Annotated in this window: 18 protein-coding genes, 3 tRNA genes, 1 rRNA gene and 1 riboswitch; of the genes, 10 read left to right on the top strand and 12 right to left on the bottom strand. The window is 59.8% G+C overall.

Annotation, left to right across the window (positions count from 1 at the left end):
- From B0T39_RS10110 to ygfZ, 4 genes are all read right to left on the bottom strand, one after another.
- A 16S ribosomal RNA gene (locus B0T39_RS10110) occupies positions 1-80 on the bottom strand; the annotation flags it as partial.
- A gap of 385 nt (positions 81-465) precedes the next feature.
- A complete protein-coding gene (locus B0T39_RS10105) occupies positions 466-2172 on the bottom strand; it encodes a hypothetical protein (RefSeq protein WP_081546238.1) in 1707 nt (568 codons plus the stop codon).
- Positions 2173-2338: 166 nt separating this feature from the next.
- Complete coding sequence (locus tag B0T39_RS10100; protein ID WP_019103433.1) at positions 2339-2644, bottom strand: H-NS histone family protein; 306 nt, start codon at positions 2642-2644, stop codon at positions 2339-2341.
- A gap of 102 nt (positions 2645-2746) precedes the next feature.
- A complete protein-coding gene (ygfZ, locus tag B0T39_RS10095; protein WP_081546236.1) occupies positions 2747-3784 on the bottom strand; it encodes a CAF17-like 4Fe-4S cluster assembly/insertion protein YgfZ in 1038 nt (345 codons plus the stop codon).
- Between the two features lie 195 nt (positions 3785-3979).
- Here ygfZ and B0T39_RS10090 point away from each other — a divergent pair.
- The 6 genes from B0T39_RS10090 to B0T39_RS10065 all read left to right on the top strand — a co-directional run bounded on the left by B0T39_RS10090 (position 3980) and on the right by B0T39_RS10065 (position 6530).
- A tRNA-Asn gene (locus B0T39_RS10090) sits at positions 3980-4055 on the top strand.
- Between the two features lie 34 nt (positions 4056-4089).
- Positions 4090-4165, top strand: a tRNA-Asn gene (locus B0T39_RS10085).
- A gap of 27 nt (positions 4166-4192) precedes the next feature.
- Positions 4193-4268: transfer RNA gene (locus B0T39_RS10080), tRNA-Asn, on the top strand.
- An 89-nt stretch (positions 4269-4357) separates the two neighbouring features.
- Complete coding sequence (locus B0T39_RS10075; RefSeq protein WP_081546234.1) at positions 4358-5206, top strand: DMT family transporter; 849 nt, start codon at positions 4358-4360, stop codon at positions 5204-5206.
- 73 nt (positions 5207-5279) lie between these two features.
- On the top strand, positions 5280-5738 hold the full coding sequence (gene mscL, locus B0T39_RS10070) for a large conductance mechanosensitive channel protein MscL (protein ID WP_081546232.1): 459 nt from the start codon (positions 5280-5282) through the stop codon (positions 5736-5738).
- 38 nt (positions 5739-5776) lie between these two features.
- Positions 5777-5959: riboswitch (yybP-ykoY riboswitch) on the top strand.
- 1 nt (position 5960) lies between these two features.
- Entirely contained in the window at positions 5961-6530 is a 570-nt protein-coding gene (locus B0T39_RS10065; protein ID WP_081546230.1) for a TMEM165/GDT1 family protein, read from the top strand.
- Between the two features lie 61 nt (positions 6531-6591).
- On the opposite strand, the gene B0T39_RS10060 is transcribed toward B0T39_RS10065, so the two are convergent.
- From B0T39_RS10060 to B0T39_RS10050, 3 genes are all read right to left on the bottom strand, one after another.
- Positions 6592-8412, bottom strand: coding sequence for a methyl-accepting chemotaxis protein (locus B0T39_RS10060; protein ID WP_081546228.1), 1821 nt, complete (start codon positions 8410-8412; stop codon positions 6592-6594).
- Positions 8413-8611: 199 nt separating this feature from the next.
- Positions 8612-9211 carry a methyltransferase domain-containing protein gene (locus B0T39_RS10055; protein WP_081546226.1) on the bottom strand — a complete coding sequence of 200 codons (600 nt, stop codon included), beginning with the start codon at positions 9209-9211 and terminating at the stop codon, positions 8612-8614.
- Between the two features lie 8 nt (positions 9212-9219).
- On the bottom strand, positions 9220-9612 hold the full coding sequence (locus tag B0T39_RS10050; protein WP_081546224.1) for a DUF1289 domain-containing protein: 393 nt from the start codon (positions 9610-9612) through the stop codon (positions 9220-9222).
- Positions 9613-9707: 95 nt separating this feature from the next.
- On the opposite strand from B0T39_RS10050, the gene B0T39_RS10045 reads away from it, so the two are divergent.
- Entirely contained in the window at positions 9708-9959 is a 252-nt protein-coding gene (locus B0T39_RS10045; protein ID WP_081546222.1) for a hypothetical protein, read from the top strand.
- Positions 9960-10014: 55 nt separating this feature from the next.
- Here the strand turns inward: B0T39_RS10045 and B0T39_RS10040 are convergent, their stop codons facing one another.
- Positions 10015-11304, bottom strand: coding sequence for an NAD(P)/FAD-dependent oxidoreductase (locus tag B0T39_RS10040; RefSeq protein WP_081546220.1), 1290 nt, complete (start codon positions 11302-11304; stop codon positions 10015-10017).
- Between the two features lie 133 nt (positions 11305-11437).
- A complete protein-coding gene (locus tag B0T39_RS10035; RefSeq protein WP_081546218.1) occupies positions 11438-12616 on the bottom strand; it encodes an ABC transporter ATP-binding protein in 1179 nt (392 codons plus the stop codon).
- 648 nt (positions 12617-13264) lie between these two features.
- On the opposite strand from B0T39_RS10035, the gene B0T39_RS10025 reads away from it, so the two are divergent.
- The 3 genes from B0T39_RS10025 (at position 13265) to sbcB (ending at position 16375) form a co-directional block, all read left to right on the top strand.
- Positions 13265-14053 carry an alpha/beta fold hydrolase gene (locus tag B0T39_RS10025; RefSeq protein ID WP_081546214.1) on the top strand — a complete coding sequence of 263 codons (789 nt, stop codon included), beginning with the start codon at positions 13265-13267 and terminating at the stop codon, positions 14051-14053.
- Positions 14054-14083: 30 nt separating this feature from the next.
- A complete protein-coding gene (locus tag B0T39_RS10020; protein WP_081546212.1) occupies positions 14084-14872 on the top strand; it encodes an enoyl-CoA hydratase-related protein in 789 nt (262 codons plus the stop codon).
- An 87-nt stretch (positions 14873-14959) separates the two neighbouring features.
- Positions 14960-16375 (top strand): exodeoxyribonuclease I, encoded by a 1416-nt coding sequence (gene sbcB, locus B0T39_RS10015; RefSeq protein WP_081546210.1) that lies wholly within the window; start codon positions 14960-14962, stop codon positions 16373-16375.
- A gap of 552 nt (positions 16376-16927) precedes the next feature.
- Here sbcB and B0T39_RS10010 read toward each other — a convergent pair.
- The 3 genes from B0T39_RS10010 to B0T39_RS25630 form a co-directional block, all read right to left on the bottom strand.
- Positions 16928-17203 (bottom strand): hypothetical protein, encoded by a 276-nt coding sequence (locus B0T39_RS10010; protein ID WP_081546208.1) that lies wholly within the window; start codon positions 17201-17203, stop codon positions 16928-16930.
- Positions 17200-18243, bottom strand: coding sequence for a DMT family transporter (locus B0T39_RS10005; protein WP_081546206.1), 1044 nt, complete (start codon positions 18241-18243; stop codon positions 17200-17202). The genes B0T39_RS10010 and B0T39_RS10005 overlap by 4 nt, the downstream gene beginning before the upstream one ends.
- 239 nt (positions 18244-18482) lie before the next feature.
- The gene (locus tag B0T39_RS25630; RefSeq protein ID WP_176219534.1) at positions 18483-20285 is read right to left on the bottom strand and encodes a PAS domain-containing protein; all 1803 of its coding nucleotides are present in this window, start codon (positions 20283-20285) and stop codon (positions 18483-18485) included.
- Between the last annotated feature and the right edge of the window lie 239 nt (positions 20286-20524).

Raw genomic sequence — 20524 nt, 5'->3', positions numbered from 1 at the left:
GCACCCTGTTACCGTTCGACTTGCATGTGTAAAGCATGCCGCCAGCGTTCAATCTGAGCCAGGATCAAACTCTTCAGTTCAATTCCAAGCAAATTTTCTGGCACGCAAGATCAAAGAAACATCAAGACATCTCTCGTCTTGCAGTGCAAGTGTTTGGTCATCGACCGAGCACTTACACCTATCGGTTATTCGTTTTGTTAAAGAGCGGTGCAGATCGCTGCGTTTCGTTTCCGCCGCTGCGTTGTCTGCTGAGGAGGCGAACTATACGTCACCCCCCTAAACCCGTCAACACCTTTTGCAACAAAAACCTCAACAAAAGCGGGCTTCACAGGGCAAACCCTTGATGCGGCAAGCAATATCCGAAAAGGGTATTTGCCGACACGCCTCAACCACCCCGCCGAACCATGAAAAACGGGCCGAAGATTGGCTTCGACCCGCGCTTGATTCGATCCAAATGACTAGCAGTCACGGCATAATCGGCAGCCTTTCCAAAGCCTGAACCAACTCCACCTCGCTCAGACACCAATCGCTGCCCTTATCCATTACCTTACCTAGGGAGAGCTGAAAATGCTTGCCCTTGGCCGTCATGTAGAACTCTTTGCCCAATACATATAAGGAGAGTGGTAACAGCAAAGCATTAACCACCTTGCCTGAACGCTGACAAGGAACGAACAAGGCGATATGCCCTGCCAGCCAAACCTGCTCAGGCGGCAGCGTGGGATCGATCAATCTCACATCGGTTGGCCGCAATGAAGCCGCCACGGGCCTTCGGCTCAGGGTTTCAACGCCCAGATAGATCTGATCCGCCGAGTTCCGCTTCACCCGACGCACTACGCCCAGGCTCCAACCATCCACAGACTTCTCGCGGAAACCGATCAGCGCGCCCAAACCCACCCATTCATTCCCCATCGCACCAAGGGTGACGCCAAGCCCAGTTTGGCTGACATTATCCACCTCCCAACGCGAGAACTCCTCTTTGGTCGGCTGAGAAACGACGTCCCCCCCCGAGGCAAGCCCTGGCATGGGCGCTCCCTTGTCCCGCTTCCTGGTAGTCACGAAGCCATAAATACGTATATTGGCCGCATCATCGAAGTTGCCATCTTCCAGCGCACCCGTTTGCTTGGCCTCGTCTACTACCCGAATCAAACGGTGCAACACAGGTAGGCGATACGCCACTTCTATGCTCTGCCCGGAGACCGGCACCCGTTCAGCCCTCTCGAAACGCATTTGCTGGGGAGACCACTCACGCATCAAAGCACGCAGGGTATTGGCGTCGATGCCTGGCTCCATCATCCTTTTGATTTCGGGCGGCACTCTGCCGGCATCCAGCACGATGCTCCAGCCGTGCAAGATCTCGACCAGATCCGTCGTACCCCAGTAGCGAGCGGCCTCGTCCACCAAGCCACTTGTCGCCCTCGCCGCAGGATGAGGTCCTTTTAGAGAGACCACAAAACTCGAATATTCCGCACATGTTCGCGTTAAAGACATACGGTTGCTCAGCACCTGCAGCAGTTGATAGGCGAAATGCAGTTGCCTGACGCTGAGATTGCCCCCGGTCAACACGGCGAGCATATGCAAAATGAGGAATTGATCCTGAACCGTGGTTGCCGGCTGGCCGTCGCCGAATAAAAATACCGGCACGGAATCGCAACCATGATGCTCGGCGAACCAATACAGTTGGTTTACCCCCAACCAAAAAGCCCCCTCCGGGTTAAAGCTCCGGATCCAGTGCCAGCGCGCATGTTCGCCAAGATAGAACATCATCCGCGACAGCACGATAGGCAATAGAGTCAGAACTTTGGCCCCCTCAACCGAATCGGCGTCGACAGTCAGTACATGCTGATAGCTATCGATGAAGCATTTGCCATACGCCAGTATCTGGCTTCTCAGCTGCGCTTCCAGCGCTTTGGGCATACGCGTATTCAGCAAGTATTGCGCGCAGAGGTTTTCATGTAGCGATTGTGTCTCTTGGTTGAGAGCCAGTAGCGCTTCAACGCGATCCACTGAAATATTGTGCCAATCCAACTCCAATGGCGACAGCAATGCCACCACGCGCTCATGCGCGGCCGCACCGTGTTCCTTCTTCAAAGCCGCCACAAACTCCCTGGCCGCTTCCGCACTGGCCAATGGGTCGGAGCGACCTTTAGCCCCTCTTGAAAAAAAATCCAGCATAGCCGCCCACTCTCAAGACAATGTCAGCACATTTCAATAACTACACGAAACAGCTTGAACGCTACATCCATTTATAGCAAGCCTCAAGCCGGACCGCTGGCCGTCAGACAAAGAAAAAGCGCCCATGACAGGCGCTTTCGAAATTCATTGCAAACCTGCAGTTTGCTTAGATAGCCAGTGCTTCCAGCGCTTTGCCGCTGGAGATCCACTCTTGCACCCACACCGGCTTGCGACCGCGACCGGTCCAAGTCAGCTCAGGGCTAACCGGGTGACGGTACTTGGCTTCCACCGGCTTGCGCACGCCGCCGGTTTTGCCCAACACTTCTTCCACGCTCAGGCCGTAAGCGCGAGCAAGCTCAATGATTTGTTTCTTGGCTTTGGACTTTTCTTCGCTTTCGCGGCGCTTAATTTCAGCTTCAACATCGGCGCGCAGAGCCACCAGCTGGGTAAAATCCAATTTCGACAGTTCCATTAGCATGTTCCCAAATATATTGTAAGAGTAGTGGTGCATTACAGATGATAATGTAGCCAAGCCCTTCTACTCAAGTCAAGGAAACAAAACAGAAATTATCAATTAATTCTCAAGCCCCTCATTCAAGGAATAGGGCAGATCCAGTTGCTGAAGCCTTATTGTGTATGCCTCATCCGCATAAATACCCTCTTCCCAAGCTTGAAATTGAACGACAGCCAAGCCTTCATATTGTTCTGGAGCCACTTGGCAAACCGCCGCCACCATGCCAATCGACTGCCCCACCACAGACGGACTATAGAGTTTAGCGCCGACTCCAAGCGACTGTTTAAATGCAACTTTGAACAAGCGACGCTTCAATTTTCCCAAATACTGCGATCTGGCGACGATTTCCTGCCCCGGGTAACAGCCTTTTTTAAAGCTCACCCCCCCAATCAACTCCATATTCGCCATCTGTGGCACAAATTGCTCCTGAGTTGCCAGACGGACCCAAGGGATACCCGCGTCGATATCCCGCCATTCCCAAACGCTGGAGGAAATTAGACCCGCACTGTCCGTCAGCTTTTCCCCTACCAGCGCCGCTCCGGCCTCGTCCACCACCAGCGCCCATCCCGCCCCTGGCAAACCTATCAACAGGCCCGGCTCAACCTGAACCATTTCTCGTGGCCCCGCGCTTGACGCCAATGAGGATTCAACCGCCAGCGCATCCAGCGCCCCCTTTCCCGCAAGGCCTATCAAGGTCAAATTATCCGCAATCGATACCTTCACCTTGGAACGCAGAACAAACATGCTCAAGCGCTTGGCCACGTAATCGGCCAAATCCGCAGATACCGCCAGGTAATAAGCTCCGTCGATACGCCAAACCAGAAAACTGGCCAGCATCCGTCCTTTGGCCGTAGAGTAACTGCTGTACTGAGCGCGGCTTTCGCCCGACAACTCACGCACATCGCTAGAGATCTGCCCTTGTAAAAAGGCCTCTGCGTCCTCTCCGGCCACCTGGATGATTTTATGCTTATCCAAAATCGATATTGCGACGCCGGCGCGCAATGACTCCAACTGCCGCAAATGAACATCCATTTCCGCCGCATCTTTATTTGCCCGCTCTGCGCGCGCATCCAGCCTGAGCTTCCCGTCCAGATTCATTTAACCCACCTCAAAAACGCGGCTATTCCCGCATTGTCAACAAACGAAATTTTAACGCGTCGCCGCCACCCTTCGCCAGCGGTGAATTGCGGGCGTCAACGCCGCGTCCAAGCCGCCCGACGGACGCAAGCGATTTTCAGCCGCGCAAGTGTTGACAGCCCGACAGGCTGAAGCTATAGTTCGCCCTCACTCAAATCCCTGATAGCTCAGTTGGTAGAGCGACGGACTGTTAATCCGCAGGTCGCAGGTTCGAGCCCTGCTCGGGGAGCCACTCCGGCCCAGTTTGAGAATTGCTTGTTTTCCATTCCCTGATAGCTCAGTTGGTAGAGCGACGGACTGTTAATCCGCAGGTCGCAGGTTCGAGCCCTGCTCGGGGAGCCAAAACAAGCCTGCATCACCGCATTATGATCCCTGATAGCTCAGTTGGTAGAGCGACGGACTGTTAATCCGCAGGTCGCAGGTTCGAGCCCTGCTCGGGGAGCCAAAATTTCAAAAGCCACAATCTCCGGATTGTGGCTTTTTCCATTTCCGCTTCCGTTTTACAATCGGCCCACCCTCCCCATTGGAATAATAATGATTTCCAGACCGATTGCCTTTGCCGGGGGCGCCATCCTGCTCTGGGCCTCTCTGGCCGCGCTTGGCGCTCAAACACGCTCGCTTCCCCCTTTCTTCGTCGTTGGCGTCTGTCTGCTGATCGGCAGCCTGCTCAGCCTGCGCCATTACCGCGACTGGAAAGTCCCGACGCCCACCCTGCTGGTGGGGATCTACGGCTTGTTCGGCTATCACTTCCTGCTGTTCTTCGCGTTTCGGCACGCGCCGGCGATGGAAGCCAATCTGCTGAATTACCTGTGGCCGCTGCTGATCGTCATGCTCTCCCCCATCCTGGTGCCGGGCACCGTGCTGCATGGCCGCCACATACTGGCCGGCGCGCTGGGCTTCAGCGGCGCGGCGCTGATTGTCAGCGGGGGCAAGCTCGCCTTGTCCAGTAACTACCTTGTCGGCTATCTGCTGGCCATCGGCGCCGCCGTGGTGTGGTCGACTTTTAGCCTGCTGACCCGCAGGTTGCCCCGTTTTCCCAATAGCGCGGTCGGCGGCTTCTGTCTACTATCCGGCCTGCTTTCTCTACTATGCCACGTCTTGTTCGAACCCAACATCACCCCCAGCGCCGGTCAATGGCTGGCCTTGATCCTGCTTGGCATCGGCCCGATGGGCGGCGCCTTCTTCCTATGGGACCGCGCGCTGAAGGAGGGAGATCCCAGACAGATAGGCTCTTTGTCTTATGCCACGCCCTTGCTGTCCACCCTGCTGCTGATAGGCACCGGCCAAGGACAGTTGAACGCCATTGCAATAACCGCCATCGTGCTGATTCTTGGCGGAGCCCTACTTGGCAGCCTGCCTGTTCGTTCACGTTCTCTTGCTTGAGCGCGCGCTTGGGGTGAAGCGCCGGCAATTGAATAACTTATAATGCTTAACGCTATTTAAACAGAGGTTAACTATGTCCATTATCAAAGAATTCAAAGAATTTGCCATGAAAGGCAATGTCATCGATCTGGCGGTCGGCGTGGTTATCGGCGGCGCCTTCGGCGCCATCGTCAAATCGCTGGTCGACGATGTAATCATGCCCCCCATCGGCCTGCTGATCGGCAACGTTGATTTCTCCAATATGTTCTTCGTACTAAAAGAAGGCAGCAAACAGCTTGGCCCCTATGTCTCGGTGGCAGCGGCCAAGCAAGCCGGCGCCGTCACGCTGAATATCGGCCTATTCATTAACGCCATGGTCAGCTTTACCATAGTAGCTTTCGCTATTTTCATGCTGGTCAAGGCCATCAATCGGCTGAAACGCGAAGAGCCCGCCGCCGCCGCGCCGGCTCCCACCACCAAAGAGTGTCCGTTCTGCGCGTCCAATATTCCGGAAAAGGCTTCTCGCTGCCCGCAGTGCACCTCCCAACTCTAGGCACCCCGATTGCCTCGCTACGCCAACTGATTTAGAATCGGCTGGTTCTGGGGGAGTAGCCTCGGCGCGACTTTCAGCGCCGGCATGCATCAACAGGCTTGGCCATCACGGCCATGGTGCATGCGACGAAAACTTCCGTTTGGCAAGACCCATGACATGTCTGCGCAACGCGGGGCTGCGGCGCGGGCTTGTCATGGCGTATGCGCAGCCCCCGGAGTCTTCATGGAAGCCTTTCTCATTTCCACCGGAATCGTCGCCCTGGCTGAAATCGGCGACAAAACTCAATTGCTCGCACTGATGCTGGCCGGCCGCTACCGCAAGCCGGTTCCCATCGTTCTCGGCATCTTCGTCGCCACTTTGCTCAATCATTTCGCCGCCGCCGCGGTGGGTCACTGGTTGATGAGCAAGATTGGGCCGGACCTCATGCGTTGGGGGCTGGGTCTTTCCTTTCTCGCCATGGCGGGCTGGATGCTGATTCCAGACAAGCTGGATGAAGATAGCCGGCTCATGGAACGCTTTGGCGTTTTCGGCACCACCTGTATCGCTTTCTTTATCGCGGAAATGGGCGATAAGACGCAGTTGGCCACCGTAGCCCTGTCCGCGCGCTTTCCCGACGCCTTACTGCTGGTGGTGGCCGGCACCACCCTGGGCATGATGCTGGCCAATGTGCCCGCGGTGCTCTTGGGCGAGGTTGCCGCGAAGAAGTTGCCGCAAAAAATGGTACACACCATTGCCGCTCTGCTGTTTGCTGGCCTGGGTATCATCACTCTACTGACCCCGCTGCAGATTTGAAGCACAGCTCAACACAAAACGGAGGCCGCGGCCTCCGTTTTTCCTTTTACCCGGCAATATATCAGGCCCGGCCGGCTCCGCGTCCAAGCGACTCCAGCAGCTCCTCCGGGTTGAATCCCAGACGGAAGCCCCCCCAATGCTTGCCGGACAGCATGATGGGCAGCACCACTTCCGACAACACTTCTCCGGTGTCGCGGGTATAGGTCTGCAGCAAGAAAGACTGCGTGCTGCGCGCGGCCCGCAAACCGGCAACATCGGCAAACTTGCGCTTGTCGCGGCTGTTGATCAGGTCCTTGGCCGCATCTCCGCTCAAAGGCTGGCTATACCAGCTATTGTGGGTCGGCGCGTAGCCGTTGGTGTCCACCGCCAGGCAGAACACGCCGCCGGGCACGGACTTGGCGGCGCGGTCGTACACCGGCTGCATCAGTTTTTCCAGCTTGGCGTCGTACTGAGTGCGGAACTTGGCCGGCTTGGCGCCGGCGATGGGCAGGTAGTTCTGGTCGAACAACGCCGCGCCCGCGGCCAGTTGCGCGGCCATGATGGTTTGCAACTCATCCCGCGCCTCGCGGGCCGTTTGCATGATCTGGTCGAACTCTCCCTCCCCCAGAATGAAACGCGCCACTAACTGCTGCACCTGCTCCGCCGCGCCGGACAGCTTGGTGGCCGAGTCTTCCGTATGGTTCAGACGGTCCGTCACCTGATGGCCCAGTTCGTGAATTTCTGCCACATGGAGATTGACCTGTCCATTGGAGGCGACAAACTCCGACATGGTGGCGGCGATCTGACTGAGACTATTCGCCGTGGTTTCAAAGTCGCCCATCATCTTGCTGAAATGCTCCGACGCCTTGGAGACGATTTCGCGAGCAGACTTGGTGTCCTCGGTGATCTGGGCGGTTTCCACCTGGGTTTCCGACACCAGCCCCAGCATATCGTCGATATTATGCGAAATCTCGTCCGTCGCTTTTTTGACTCGCTCCGCCAGCTTGCGCACTTCATCGGCCACCACGGCGAAACCGCGTCCGCTCTCGCCGGCCCGCGCCGCTTCGATCGCCGCGTTCAAGGCCAAGAGATTGGTCTGGTCCGACACGTCCTTGATCAGATCGACAATGGTCTTGATGCTGGACGAGCGCTGACTCAAATCATCCACTGTGTGGTTGAAATGGCCCACCTTCTGATTAATGCCGTAAATGCTCTCCGCCACGGACTTGAGCTCGGCGTAGGACTCCCGCGCCACGTCCAGATTGGCCAGCGTGGTGGATGAAATCGCCTGGGTCTGCTCGGTGACCTGGCCCACGCCTTCAGTACTCTGATCGCTGGCGGCCCGGACTTGCGTCGCCAACTGATCCTGTTTTCGCGCCCCCTCCAGCGACTCAACCACATTCTTTCGGGTGCGCGCCGAATCCATCGCGATTCGCACTGTCATCAGCCGCACATTGCTGATGATTTCGCGCATTTTCAGCAGAAAACGGTTATACGACAGCGACAACTCGCGGATTTCGTCGTGGGTAATGGTGGGGATATCCCTGGATAGGTCGCCCTCGCCAGCGCCTATTTCATTGAAAATCCGGATAATCATTTTCAGGGGTCTGACGATTAGAAAGCGCAGATACCAGACCATAAAGGCGATGAAGACAACGCTGACCACCCACAGCGCCATCGTCCAAAACAGCGCTCCGTCTATACTGGACTCGATGCCCGCCAACACCTGGGGCGAAGTGACTTGTCCTTTCAGCGAGCGCCGAATGTCCTCCAGCACATAATAAACATAAGCCACCATGCCCAGCTGAAACACGCTGATGAAAAAGAAACTGCACAATTTCTTGGTCAACGTATCCCAGAAAGTCTTTTCCACCAGGGTATACACGCGCCAGAACCACTGCATGACTTCTCCTCTTGCTCCGCAATCCTGTTCAGCGACTGATGCAAGGCCCGCGCTATCCGGCGCTTTGAGCCCGCTCGTTGCTGTTATCTAGAATTATTGTTGTTTATTGACTTCAATCAGCCATCCTAAGCGATGGCGGCCTTGTTTTTGGAATAGTTGGCGGACTATTGATTATCATCAAATAGGCAATGCCAATGTATTACAAATCTTCGCTTCCGTGTTGCCTTCTCCAGACCATCCAGAACTCCTGACCGCCAAACACCGGCACGCCGTCCTCCTGCGGCTGACAGCTCTCCAGCGCGAAAGCCGGTTCCAGCAAAGCGCTCAAGGCAGACATGCTCAGACCGAACGGCGGGCCACGCTGGGTGTCCGCGATGAAAAACACTCCCGCCAGTGCGCCTCCGGGGCGCAACAAACGCGCCATTTGTTCCGCATAGCGCGCATGCAGACGAGGCGGCAACGCACAGAGAAAGGCACGCTCAAACACCGCGTCGAAAGGCGGCTCGTGCTCAACGGCGAAAAAATCCGCCTGCTGGATATGAGCGGCCGCCTGCGGCCATTGTGCGCGCGCGATCGCCACGGCCTGCTCGCTGAAATCGATGGCCTGCACCTGATGACCGCAGTCCAGCAACAAGGGCAAATCTCCGGCGCTGCCGCAGCCTGGAAGCAAGATCCGGCTAACCGGCTGACGCTGAAAAAACGCCAAGGCCTCCGGGCTCGTTCGCGCGCCTTCCCACGGCGTCACGCCATCGCGATAACGCACATCCCAAAACTCGGTCAAAGAACTGTCCTGCGCCATCTCTCCCCCTAATTATGCTCGGCCCCCGCCTGCTCTCGCAGGAAGGCGGCAACTTGCGCCGGGCTCCAGCCGGCGCAATCCCGCTGGCAGACCGCCCCTTCTCTCTCCCGCCAAAGCAGGCAGTTTCCATCCATGCGGAACCATAAGGACAGGCAAGGCACGCTCATCCACTCGCCATCCTCAACTTGGTGAAGCTCCGGCAGGCAGGCGAAAACCGCGGCGATCTTCAACCCTCGCTGGCGCAACGGCAGTTGCAACCAGACCCGTTCCCGCTCTTCTGCGTCCATAAAACACCAATTCGAGATTTCATCGAAGCTGCGCGCGCAGCCGCGGCAGATATCGTCGCCCACCGCGGTGGAACACACGGCGATGCAAGGCGAATCAGGCCGGTCCGTCGTCATGCCCCGTTCCTTGAAACAATAATGTCATATTTCTTGACGCACCAAACTAAAGTGTCAGATAAATGAATAGTCATAAAAATAAAATATCCGCTGTCATGACCCGCAACGAAACCTTGATTTTCCGCACGCTGCGCCTGCTGCAGACCATGCACATCCAATACCTGGACGAACACAAACTGTTTCTAGCGCTCTCTCGCGAATCCGGCGGCGAATACAGCGCGGACGACGTTCACGAGCATCTAGTCTACATGCAGCAAAACGGCTTGCTCAAACCCGTCCGCACCGCGGACAACCATACCGCCTACGCGCTGGATTGGGGCGGCTACGATTATCTGGACGCCTCCTGAAAAACAAAAAGGCAGCGCGAAGGCTGCCCATGATCCGCAACGCGTCAGCGCCGGTTCATAAATAATCCCGCATCCGGAAGTAAGCCATGCCCAGCACCAAGGCCGGCGTGCGCAGCCATCTGCCGCCTGGAAAGTGATTATGACGAATCTTGGCGAACAGGTCGAAGCGCGAAGCGTCGCCGGCCACCGCCTCCGCCACCACCTTGCCGGCCAGACCGGTGATGTTGACCCCATGCCCGGAAAAACCCTGCAGGTAATAGACATTGCCGTCCAGCCGTCCAAAATCAGGGGCGCGGTTCGCCGTGATATCGCAGAATCCGCCCCAAGCGTAGTCGACCTTGACGTCCGCCAGTTGCGGGAACACCCGCAACATATCGCTGCGCATGCCAGCGGCCAGATTGGCCGGCTCGCATCCGGAATAGCTGACCTTCCCGCCGAACAACAAGCGGTGGTCGGCGGACAAGCGATAATAATCCAACACGAAATTGGTGTCGCACACCGCCATGTCGTTGGCGATCAGAGCCTCGGCCCGCTCCTTGCCCAAGGGTTCGGTGGCGATCACATAGGTGCCGGCCGGCATGATCCGCCGCTCCAGTTCCGGCACCAGCGCGCCAATGTAGGAATTACAGGCCAATACCACCTGGGTGCAATTGACCATGCCCTGCTCAGTCGTCACCCGCGGCCGCGCGCCCCGGGTCAGGCGCAATGCCGGGCTTTGCTCATAAATAGCAACGCCCGCCTCGCGCGCGGCTCGGGCCAACCCCAGCGCGTAGTTCAAAGGATGCAGATGACCCGAGCGCGGATCGTACAGCCCGCCCTGATAGCGCTCGCTGGCTAGCCGCGTTCTGAGTTCGGCCTTATCCCACAGCTGCATGCCGCCGTAGTCATAGGTCTGCGCCGCCTCGCGCTGCCAGTCCTCCAATTCCTGCATATGCCGCGGCTTCACCGCCACGCTGACATAGCCGCGTCGCCAATCGCAGTCGATTCGGTGCCGGCTCACCCTCTGCTCGATGATGTCCACCGCCTCCACCGACATATTCCACATCTGCTTGGCCAGGCTGTCGCCCAATTGCGCGCGCAGCGTGTCGACGCCGCAGGCGAACCCGGAAATCACCTGTCCGCCGTTGCGTCCGGAAGCGCCGAAGCCTATCTGCGCGCCCTCCAGCAGCACGACGGAAAACCCCCGCTCCCGCAGGTTCAACGCCGCCGACAATCCCGCCAGCCCGCCCCCCACCACGCAGACATCGCAGTCGACGACGCCTTGCAACGTCGCCCCAGGCTCCCAAGGCTGGGCGGTGGCGGCGTAATAGGATGGCGCATGGGCTTGATGGGCAAAACGAAGCATGGAAACCTTTCATGAAAACAAATGATGCGGCGACAGGATCAAGGGATGAAAAAACGCGTCAAAGCCTTTCCTTTCGCGATGGGAAATGAAAAAAGCGGATGCCCAGCCGCAGGCATCCGCTTGCGGGCAGCCCTTACCGGGTTAAAACCACCGGAACGTCCTGCCGCCAGCTGACGAACACCCCATCGCCCCAGGTGGGCGCGGTTTCGCCCGCGTCATACCAGCGCGAAGACGGCACCACAGATTTGACGACCTTGCCACTGGCCAGTTTCACGTGATAGATGGAATAACTGCCCAGATAGGCAATGTCCTCCACCACGCCGGCTGCGATGTTAGGCCCCGCCGGCAGCGGTTTGATGTCCAGCCGCACATCCTCCGGACGGATGCTGGCCCAAACGCGCATGCCCTTGGGGCCGGTAATCCCATGGTCGATACGAATATCCCCGCCCAGCTCCGGCGAGCGGACTTCAACCAGGTCCGGCTCGTCCACCACTACCGCGCCTTCGAAAAGATTACTTTCGCCGATGAACTCCGCGGTGAAGCGACAGTTGGGGTAATCGTAAATTTCAGACGGCGTGCCCACTTGCAATAAGGAGCCCTCGCTCATGATGCCGATGCGGCTGGCCATGGTCATCGCCTCTTCCTGATCATGGGTCACCATGATGCAGGTCACCCCCACCTGTTCGATGGTGTTGACCAGTTCCAGCTGGGTCTGTTGGCGCAGTTTTTTGTCCAGAGCGCCCAAGGGCTCGTCCAGCAGCAGCAGCTTGGGGCGCTTGACCAGGCTGCGCGCCAGCGCCACGCGTTGCTGCTGGCCGCCGGACAACTGATGCGGCTTGCGGTTGGCGTACTTGCGCATCTGCACCAGGTCCAGCATCTTGCCCACCCGCTCCGCGATCTCGTCCCGGGACACCTTATCCTGCTTCAGGCCAAACGCCACGTTCTGCTCCACCGTCATATGCGGAAACAGCGCGTAGCTCTGGAACATCATGTTCACCGGCCGCTCGTACGGCTGCAGGCCCTGCATATCTTCCCCGTCCAGGATGATGCGGCCCGAAGTCGGCGCCTCCATCCCCGCCAGCATGCGCAACAGGGTGGACTTGCCGCAGCCGGAGCTCCCGAGCAAGGCGAAAATTTCATTTTTGCGGATATCCAGATCGACATGATCCACCGCGACATGATCGCCGAACTTTTTCAGCACGCCGGCAATGCGCAGATAAGCCTTGTCTGCGTCGGCCTGCGTCTCGGCGGCTTGGGCATTGTGGGCGGAAAAAGCGGCTTGGGCCGGTTTGGCGGCAACAGCTTGCGTCATTGAGTCGTTCCCTCTATTGCAATCCCACAGCGGCGCGGGCCTGCTGCGTCCGCCGCGCGGCCCTCGTCTCGAGGCGGTGCGGCGGCAATCGAATGCCTTGCTTGATGATCGCGCTGGCCAAGGCCCGCGCGCTTGGGGTCAAGAGTCCGTCCGGCTTTCCGCGCCGGCCGGCGGCCCCGCCGCGAGAGCGCGTGGCCATGCCGCCACCGCCGTGTCTGTTGCCAACATGATGTCTCCTCTGTGCGGCGCCGATAGCTGCCGCGGCCAGACGGCCGCGACGGCGGTAAGCGCCTTTGTCGTTTTAGTCTTGAACAGAAGCCTATGACACGTTTAATAAATTTGACAACATCTAGTGCAATCGCTCTCGAAAAATTATCCTCTCTGTGGCGCGCGCGCCTCACCCTGACAGACCAGACAGGCCAGCCAATCCGGCCAGCACGCCCACAAAGACCGGCAAGCTCTGCGTGATCGACATTGTTTAATTCATCAAACACTTTACCCTTATCCAAGGCTTGGGAGCCGGTAGCGCTGCGCCAGCCCGTCTTCCTGAGCTCGCGCCGCCAGCAAATTACCCCGCAAGCGCCGGCGCGCTCTAGAATGAAGCATGCATGTTGACGTCGCCCAACGCCTGATCAAAGGAACAACGCCATGCCCTATGCCGAAATCTCCGGACACAATGTCTATTACGAACTCAGCGGGCAGGGCGCCCAAGTGCTGGTGCTATTCAACGGCATCACCATGTCCACCGCAGCCTGGGCTCTGCTCCAGCCTCAGTTGGAGCCGCATTTCCAGCTGTTGCGCTTCGATTTTCTCGGTCAGGGCCAAAGCGACCATCCCGGCGGCGACAAATATCCGCTCAGCGAACAAGCCGACCTCGCCGCCGGTCTATTGAATCATTTGGGCATTGCCGAGGTCTATCTCACCGGCTTGTCTTACGGCGGCATGGTGGCGCAGCACTTCGCGCACCGTCATCCCGACCGCGTGTCGAGGCTGCTGTTGGCCGCCACGCTGGCTTGGGCCGACAGCGTCAACAATCACATCAGCGACAGCTGGATCGCGGCCAATCACAGCGGCGGGCTGGACTTGCGCTACGCGGTCAGCGTGCCCTGGCTGTTTTCCAGCCGTTTTCTCGCCAGCAACACCGCCATGCTGGACGATATGAAGTTGATTGCCGGCATGGTGGACTGGGACGCGGTGATCCGGCTGATCGCCGGCGTCACCGAGCACGACGCGCGCACCTGGCTGCACGAGCTGGCCATGCCCTGCCATATACTGGTTGGCGACGAAGACCGCCTGACGCCCTTGTATCAAGCCGAGTTGCTGCGCGAACGCCTGCCCTGCGCGCAGCTGGAAATCCTGCCGGGCGCCGGCCATGTATTGCATATCGAGGCCGCGGACGCCTTTGTCCGCAGCATTATCCGTTTTGGCCACAGCTAAAACGCCCATCGTCAGAACAAGGAGAACCGAATGACCGTCGAGTCCGTTTTGCTTGCCGTTGATCCAAAGGGAATCGCCACCATCACCCTCAACCGCGCCGAGCTGCTGAACGCGCTGGACGACAGCAGCGTCGGCCTGCTGACCGCGATGCTGGAAACCCTGGCCGAAGACGAAAGCGTGCGCGCCGTGGTGCTGACCGGCAGCGGCATCAGCTTTTCCGCCGGCCACGATATCGACTGGATGCGGCGGATGGCCGGTTTCGGACGCGAAGAGCTGGAACGTCACGCCCGCCTGCTGGCCAAGCTGCTGCGCACGCTGGACACCTTGCCCAAACCCACTATCGCCAAAATTCAGGGATCCGCCTTCGGCTTGGGCGCGGGGCTAGTCGCCTGCTGCGACGTATCCATCGCCAGCTCGGAAGCGCTGTTCAGCTTTTCCGAAGTCAAACTGGGCGTCATCCCCGCGCTGGTGGCCCCCTATATGGTTCGCGCCATCGGAGAGCGATCGACGCGCCGCTACTTCATGACCGCGGAGCGCTTCAACGCCGGCAAGGCCAAGCGCCTGGGACTGGTGCACCAAGTGGTGGAAAGCGATGAGCTGGACATGGCGGTGGACTTCTTGATCAACCATCTGTTGATCAACAGCCCGGCGGCCATGCTGGAAGCCAAACGCTTGCTGACCGACATCGCGGGCATGGGCGTGGGGGAAGACGGCATGGAAATCTGCATCCAGCGCATTGTCGCCATCCGCCTGAGCGAAGAAGGGCGCGAAGGCATCCAGGCCATGCTGGAAACACGCAAACCCTCATGGATGGATTGAGCGCCGCGGACGAAGGGGCGCGGCGCGGCTGGCCCCGCCGCCCCATGGATGCGACAATGCGGCCAACTTCACCGCATTGTTGCCGCCATGTCCAATCACAGCTTCTTTTGGCACGATTATGAAACCTTCGGCGCCGTGCCCCGCCAGGACCGCCCGTCGCAGTTCGCCGGCATCCGCACCGACGCCGAACTCAATGAAATCGGCGAGCCGGTCATGCTCTACGCCCGGCCGGCACCCGATTACCTGCCGTCCCCGGTGGCCTGCCTGCTGACCGGCATCACTCCGCAGTGGTGCTTGCAGCACGGCGTGGCCGAGCACGAATTCGCCGGCGTGATCGAACGCGAGCTGGCGACGCCGGGCACCATTGGAGTCGGCTACAACTCCATCCGCTTCGACGACGAAGTCACCCGCTTCCTGTTCTGGCGCAATCTGATGGACCCCTATGCGCGCGAATGGCAGAACCAGTGCGGCCGCTGGGATCTGCTGGACCTGGTACGCGCCACCTTCGCGCTGCGCCCGGACGGCATTCAATGGCCGCAGCACGAAGACGGGCGCCCCAGCTTTAAACTGGAACATCTAAGCGCCGCCAACGGCCTGGCCCACGAAGCCGCCCACGACGCGCTCTCCGACGTGCGAGCCACCATTGCACTGGCACGTCTGATCAAACAACACCAGCCCAAGCTGTTCGACTTCTACCTGTCGCTGCGCAAAAAAGACGCGGTCAAGGTCCAGCTCAGCCTTCACGCGCCCAAACCCGTGCTCCACGTTTCCGGCATGTATGGCGCGGAGCGCGGCAATATGGCCATGGTCTGGCCCCTGGCGGCCCACCCGTACAACGCCAACGAGGTCATCGTCTGGGACTTGTCCCACGACCCCCGCGAACTGCAAGGCCTGGGGCCGGACGCCATCCGCGAACGCTTGTACACCCGCAGCGAGGACCTGCCCGAAGGCGTGCAGCGCTTGCCGCTCAAAACCGTGCACATCAATAAATCGCCGTTCGTGGTCGCCAATCTCAAGGTGCTGAGCCCGGAGCGCGCCGCGCATTGGGGCCTGGACATGGAGCCAATCCAGCGTCACGCCGACTACGCCGGCGCCTTGCCGGACCTGACCCCGGTCTGGCGAAAGGTCTATAAACGCGAGTCCGGCGAGCCCCGCGACGTCGACGAAAACCTCTACGGCGGATTCGTTTCCAACAACGACCGCAAAGTGCTGACCAAGCTGCGCCGCATGTCGGCCGACCAGCTCGCCGGCGAGATGGCTTTCTTCGAGGACCCGCAACTGGCCGAGCTCTTGTTCCGCTACCGCGCGCGCAACTTCCCGCGCTCCCTGTCCGGCGAGGAGCAACAACGGTGGCAGACATGGCGCCAAGCCAAGCTCAACGGCGGCCCCGGCCGTGATTTTCAGCAACTCCGCCAAGAACTGGCGGAAGCCCGCGCCGGCGAGCTAAGCGAACAGGCGCAAAGCGTGTTGGCACAGTTGGAGGCCTACGCCGCGCAGCTGTAAAAACCTAATCAAAGTCTCGCGAGCAAGGGCGATACAAGGCGAAAACGGCTGAGAAAGCGGAGTGTACTCGTGGTACATGAGCATTTCGAAGCCGTACTCACCGTGGGGCGTCTCACGAAGCGCAGCAGATCGTGAGTGGGTTCTAAGAGCCTGTTTACGATCTCGCGAGCTAAGGCGAGACAAGGCGAAAACGGCTGAGAAAGCGGAATGTACACGTGGTACATGAGCATTTCGACGAGGTTTTCAACGCCGTATCGCCGACGCGCAGTAGATCGTAAACAGGTTCTAAGACTACAGCGTCCGCACATAACGCCTGGCGATGAACAGAGCCGCCAAGCTCAAACCCACGATCACAATCATCGCCAAGGTCGATGCGCCTTCATAGCCCCAATAACCGGACATATATCCCCCTTTAAAACCTGTTCACAATCTGCCGCGCCGCCGCGGTACGACCTTGAAGCGCCTTCGAAAAGTTCATGCTCCATGGCCATTCCGCCTTCTGAGCCATTCATCCCTTGTCTCGCCCTTGCGCGCTCGATAACAAACAGGCTCTCAAGCCAAACCGGTCTGGCGCATGCGCTCCAGCCCAAAATCGCTGACGCGATAGTTGAACAGCAGACGCGCTCCTTCGTCTTGCCAGCGCTCGCACAGCGCCACCACCAGGCCGCTGGCGCTCAAATCAGCCAGGCAGGCCCGTACCATGCCCAGCCAATAGTCGTCATCCGGTTTGCGGTACTCCCGGCAGATGCGCCGGGCCAGCTCCACATCCCACAAACCAGGTTGCCCGGCCAGGGTCTGCAAAATGAAACCCTTGATATGCACCTTCATGCTCCCCCCTCCACATTGCGCACCGCGCCCGGATGGCGCTCGCTGTCCGACACCATGACGAAGCCGCCCAGAATCACCAGGGCCAGGCCAATCAGAAAATGCCACTCGGGAAAGTTCAAGGTAAACGCCGCGGTGAACAACGTCGCAAACAACGCGTAGAAGGCGCCGATAGCCTGGCCGCGCCCAACGCCGATCAAGGGAAAGGATTTGTACCAGGCCACCGCGCAGAAAGCGAAACTGAGCCCGCCCACCGCCAAATAGAGCATAGGCCGCCACGACCATAGCTCGCCGGCCAACGTGTACACCGGCAAAGGGATCAACCAGGCCAACGCCGGCAAAATCAGCAACACCCAATACAGGGCCTCGGCCAGATAACGGATCGCCACCCCGCAATCGGGATCGGTCACGTCCATCGCCCGCCCAACGATGGCGCCCTCCAGCCCCCAGCCCAGCGCAGCCAGCGCGCCGCCCAAATAGCCCAGCCAGCGCGCGGCGCCCTCTCCGGCCAGGTCGCCTGACAGGCCCGGCGCGTAAATCGCCGCCCCTCCCAACACGATCACCGCGATGCCCAGCGCCGCGCGACGGCCTATCCGCTCGCGATACCACAGGCGCGCCAGCGCCGCGCCCACCACCGGGTACAACAGGCCAGCCACCGCGGCGAACACCGCGCCCACATAGCCCATCGCCAGGTAGGAGCCGAAGTTGGCCATCAAACCGCCCAATACCGCAGCCAGGAAATACCACTTGGAAATGCCGCCGAAACGCCATAGCGTGCGAAAGAAGTCGGCCAGCTTGCCCAAGGCCGCCAGCCACAACAATTGAAACGCCGCCACCAGGCAGGCGTGAAAAGCCGTCAACACCGCGGCCGCCATCAAAAACTGCTCGGGCCGCCCTTGCGCCAGCCCGGCCAGCGGCGCTTCGTGCCACACCGCGGCGCCCGGCACATACCATGCGCCCCACAACACCGCCGCGCAAAGCGCCCAGCCATAACCCCAGCGGGTCCGGCGGCGGAGATACTGCTGTCTGTGCATGCTGTTCATAGCGCGTCAGCTCCGGTTATCGGACGCCGCTCACACTCTCCGCGGCGCCTACTCTGGGTTCAAACGCAACAAGACTCTATCCATCTGCCTTGCCAGACGAGGTATAAAAATTACCATAAGTTAATTTTTTTACCAATAGTAAATCACAATACCGCCACCAACGCGTGGCCGCAAAGCGGGCGCAAAAAAGCCCGCCGACAAGCGGCAGGCTCCGTGTCCCCCTTGGCAAACCGCCGGAATCAGCGCGGCCCCAAGGCCCCTATCAAGCGATCCACCGCGCCGTCGCTTCCACGCTGCGCCACCAAGGACAACACCAGCGGCAACGTCTTGCCGCCTTCGGCATGCCACTGCACATCCAGCTGCGCGCGGCTGGAAATAGTGAAGATCGCCTCCAGGCTATCCAACCAGCCCTGCCTCGACGCGATGCGCAAGCCCTCCAGAAAGCGCTGTTCAGCGGCGTCCTCCAGGGCCTCGCCGAACAACAGCCGCGCAGCCTGCGGCGACAAGCGCAAGCGCCCGGCGGCGAGGTCCCACTCCCAGCTCGCCATGCCAATGGACTGCAGCGCCAGCTCGCTGCGGCTCCGGGCCTCCTCCAGCGCGCGGCGCGCGGCGCGACGCTCGGCCACCTCCTCCACGACAGCGATCAAATGCCATGGCTCGCCGCTCACGGGATGACGGCTCAGCGAGACGCTGACATTCACCCAGACATGGCCGCCCGACTTGCGCAGCAGACGCTTCTCCAGCGCAAAACTGGCCACATCTCCACTCAGCAGCTTATCCAGCCTCAACAGATTGTCTTCCAGATCATCGGGATGGGTCAGTTGCTGAAAGCTCATGCCCTCCATCTCCTGCGGCGGATAACCGGCCATCTCGGCCAGGCGACGGTTCACCTTGAGCCAACGTCCGTCCAGGCCCAGATGCGCCAAGCCCAGCGCCGCCTGCTCGAAAATCTCCCGAAACCGCTCCTCGCTCTCGCTATAGGCCAGCGCGGCCTGTCGGGTGTCGGTCACATCTTGGGTAGCGCCTATCATCGCCTCCGCCCGCCCTTCCCCGTACAAGACCTCGCCCTCCTCGTGAATATGGCGGCGGCGGCCGTCAGGCAGCAAGATGCTGTACTCCACGCAATAGGGTTGGCGCTCATCGATCGCCCGCCGGATGGCTCGATCGATGCGATCTCGGTCCTCCGGCGCCATCGCGGCAAAGTAACGCTCCATCGTCACCTTGAAGGCCTGCGGCTGCCAGCCGAAAATCCGGTAAGCCTCATCCGACCAGATGCAGTCGTCCTTGCGCACATCCCAGAACCAACTGCCCAAATGGGCGATGGACTGCGCCTTGTCCAGGATGGCCTGGTTCTGACGCAAGGCCTGCTCGGCCAGGCAACGCTGGGTGATGTCGAAGCTGACGCCTATCATCTTCACCGGACGGCGGTCGGCGTCCAGCACGCAGGTGGCGCGCGAGGCGATCCATCTCGTGTCGCCCGCCGGCCAGCGCACGCGGAACTCGGCCTCGTAAGCCGCGCCGGAGTTCAGGCACGCCTCCAGTTTGGCGCGCAAGGCCGGCGCGTCGGCCGGATCCAGCGCCAGCCAGAAATCGGACAGCAGGCGCACCGGGCGGCCAAACAATTGCTCGGCGTTGGCGGAGTAAGCCACCGCGTCGCTCAGAATGTTCCACTCCCAGGTGACGATGCCGGACACCTTCTGCGCGAACTTCATCCGCGCTTCGCTTTCCATGATCTCCGCCAGATGCTTGCGGCGGATCTCCGTCAATTGCGCATCCGTCGTCGTCGCCAGATCCAGCACCGCCTGCTCGCCGTAGCGCAGCCAGATCCAGTTCACGCCCAGAAAATCCGCCAACACCCGCAGTTTGCGGTATTCGATTTCCCCGCCGCGCGTCCATTTGTGCACGGCGGCGGACGATACGCCCAGGGCTTCCGCCACCTGTTTAAGCATGACGCGCTTGCGCCCCAGCACGGCCTTCAGGCGGGTGGCGAAGGTTTCATCCCCGGCGGGAACAAGGGTTTGACTGAGTTGATTTGACGACACGCAACTGGTCGCGGCGACGGCCGCGCCTCCTGGGTAATTGAATGCGAACACGGCGCGCCGATGCGCGCGCGCCACAGCCTGCGGCTGTCAGCCGGCCATGTTAACTCAGGCTGGAAAAATCCCGAAGCGGACTAAAGAGCCCGACGGCGCCAAACCGCAGCGGGCCTCCAGCCTGGCTGAAACATGAACGATATAGCCAAAGCAAATCAAATCCTCACCACCATAGCTGGCTCCGGATT

This window comes from Chromobacterium haemolyticum, assembly GCF_002081825.1.
GTDB classification, from domain to species: domain Bacteria; phylum Pseudomonadota; class Gammaproteobacteria; order Burkholderiales; family Chromobacteriaceae; genus Chromobacterium; species Chromobacterium fluminis.
Note: the sequence above shows the minus strand (reverse complement) of the source record. Positions and strands in the feature narration are given on the sequence as shown.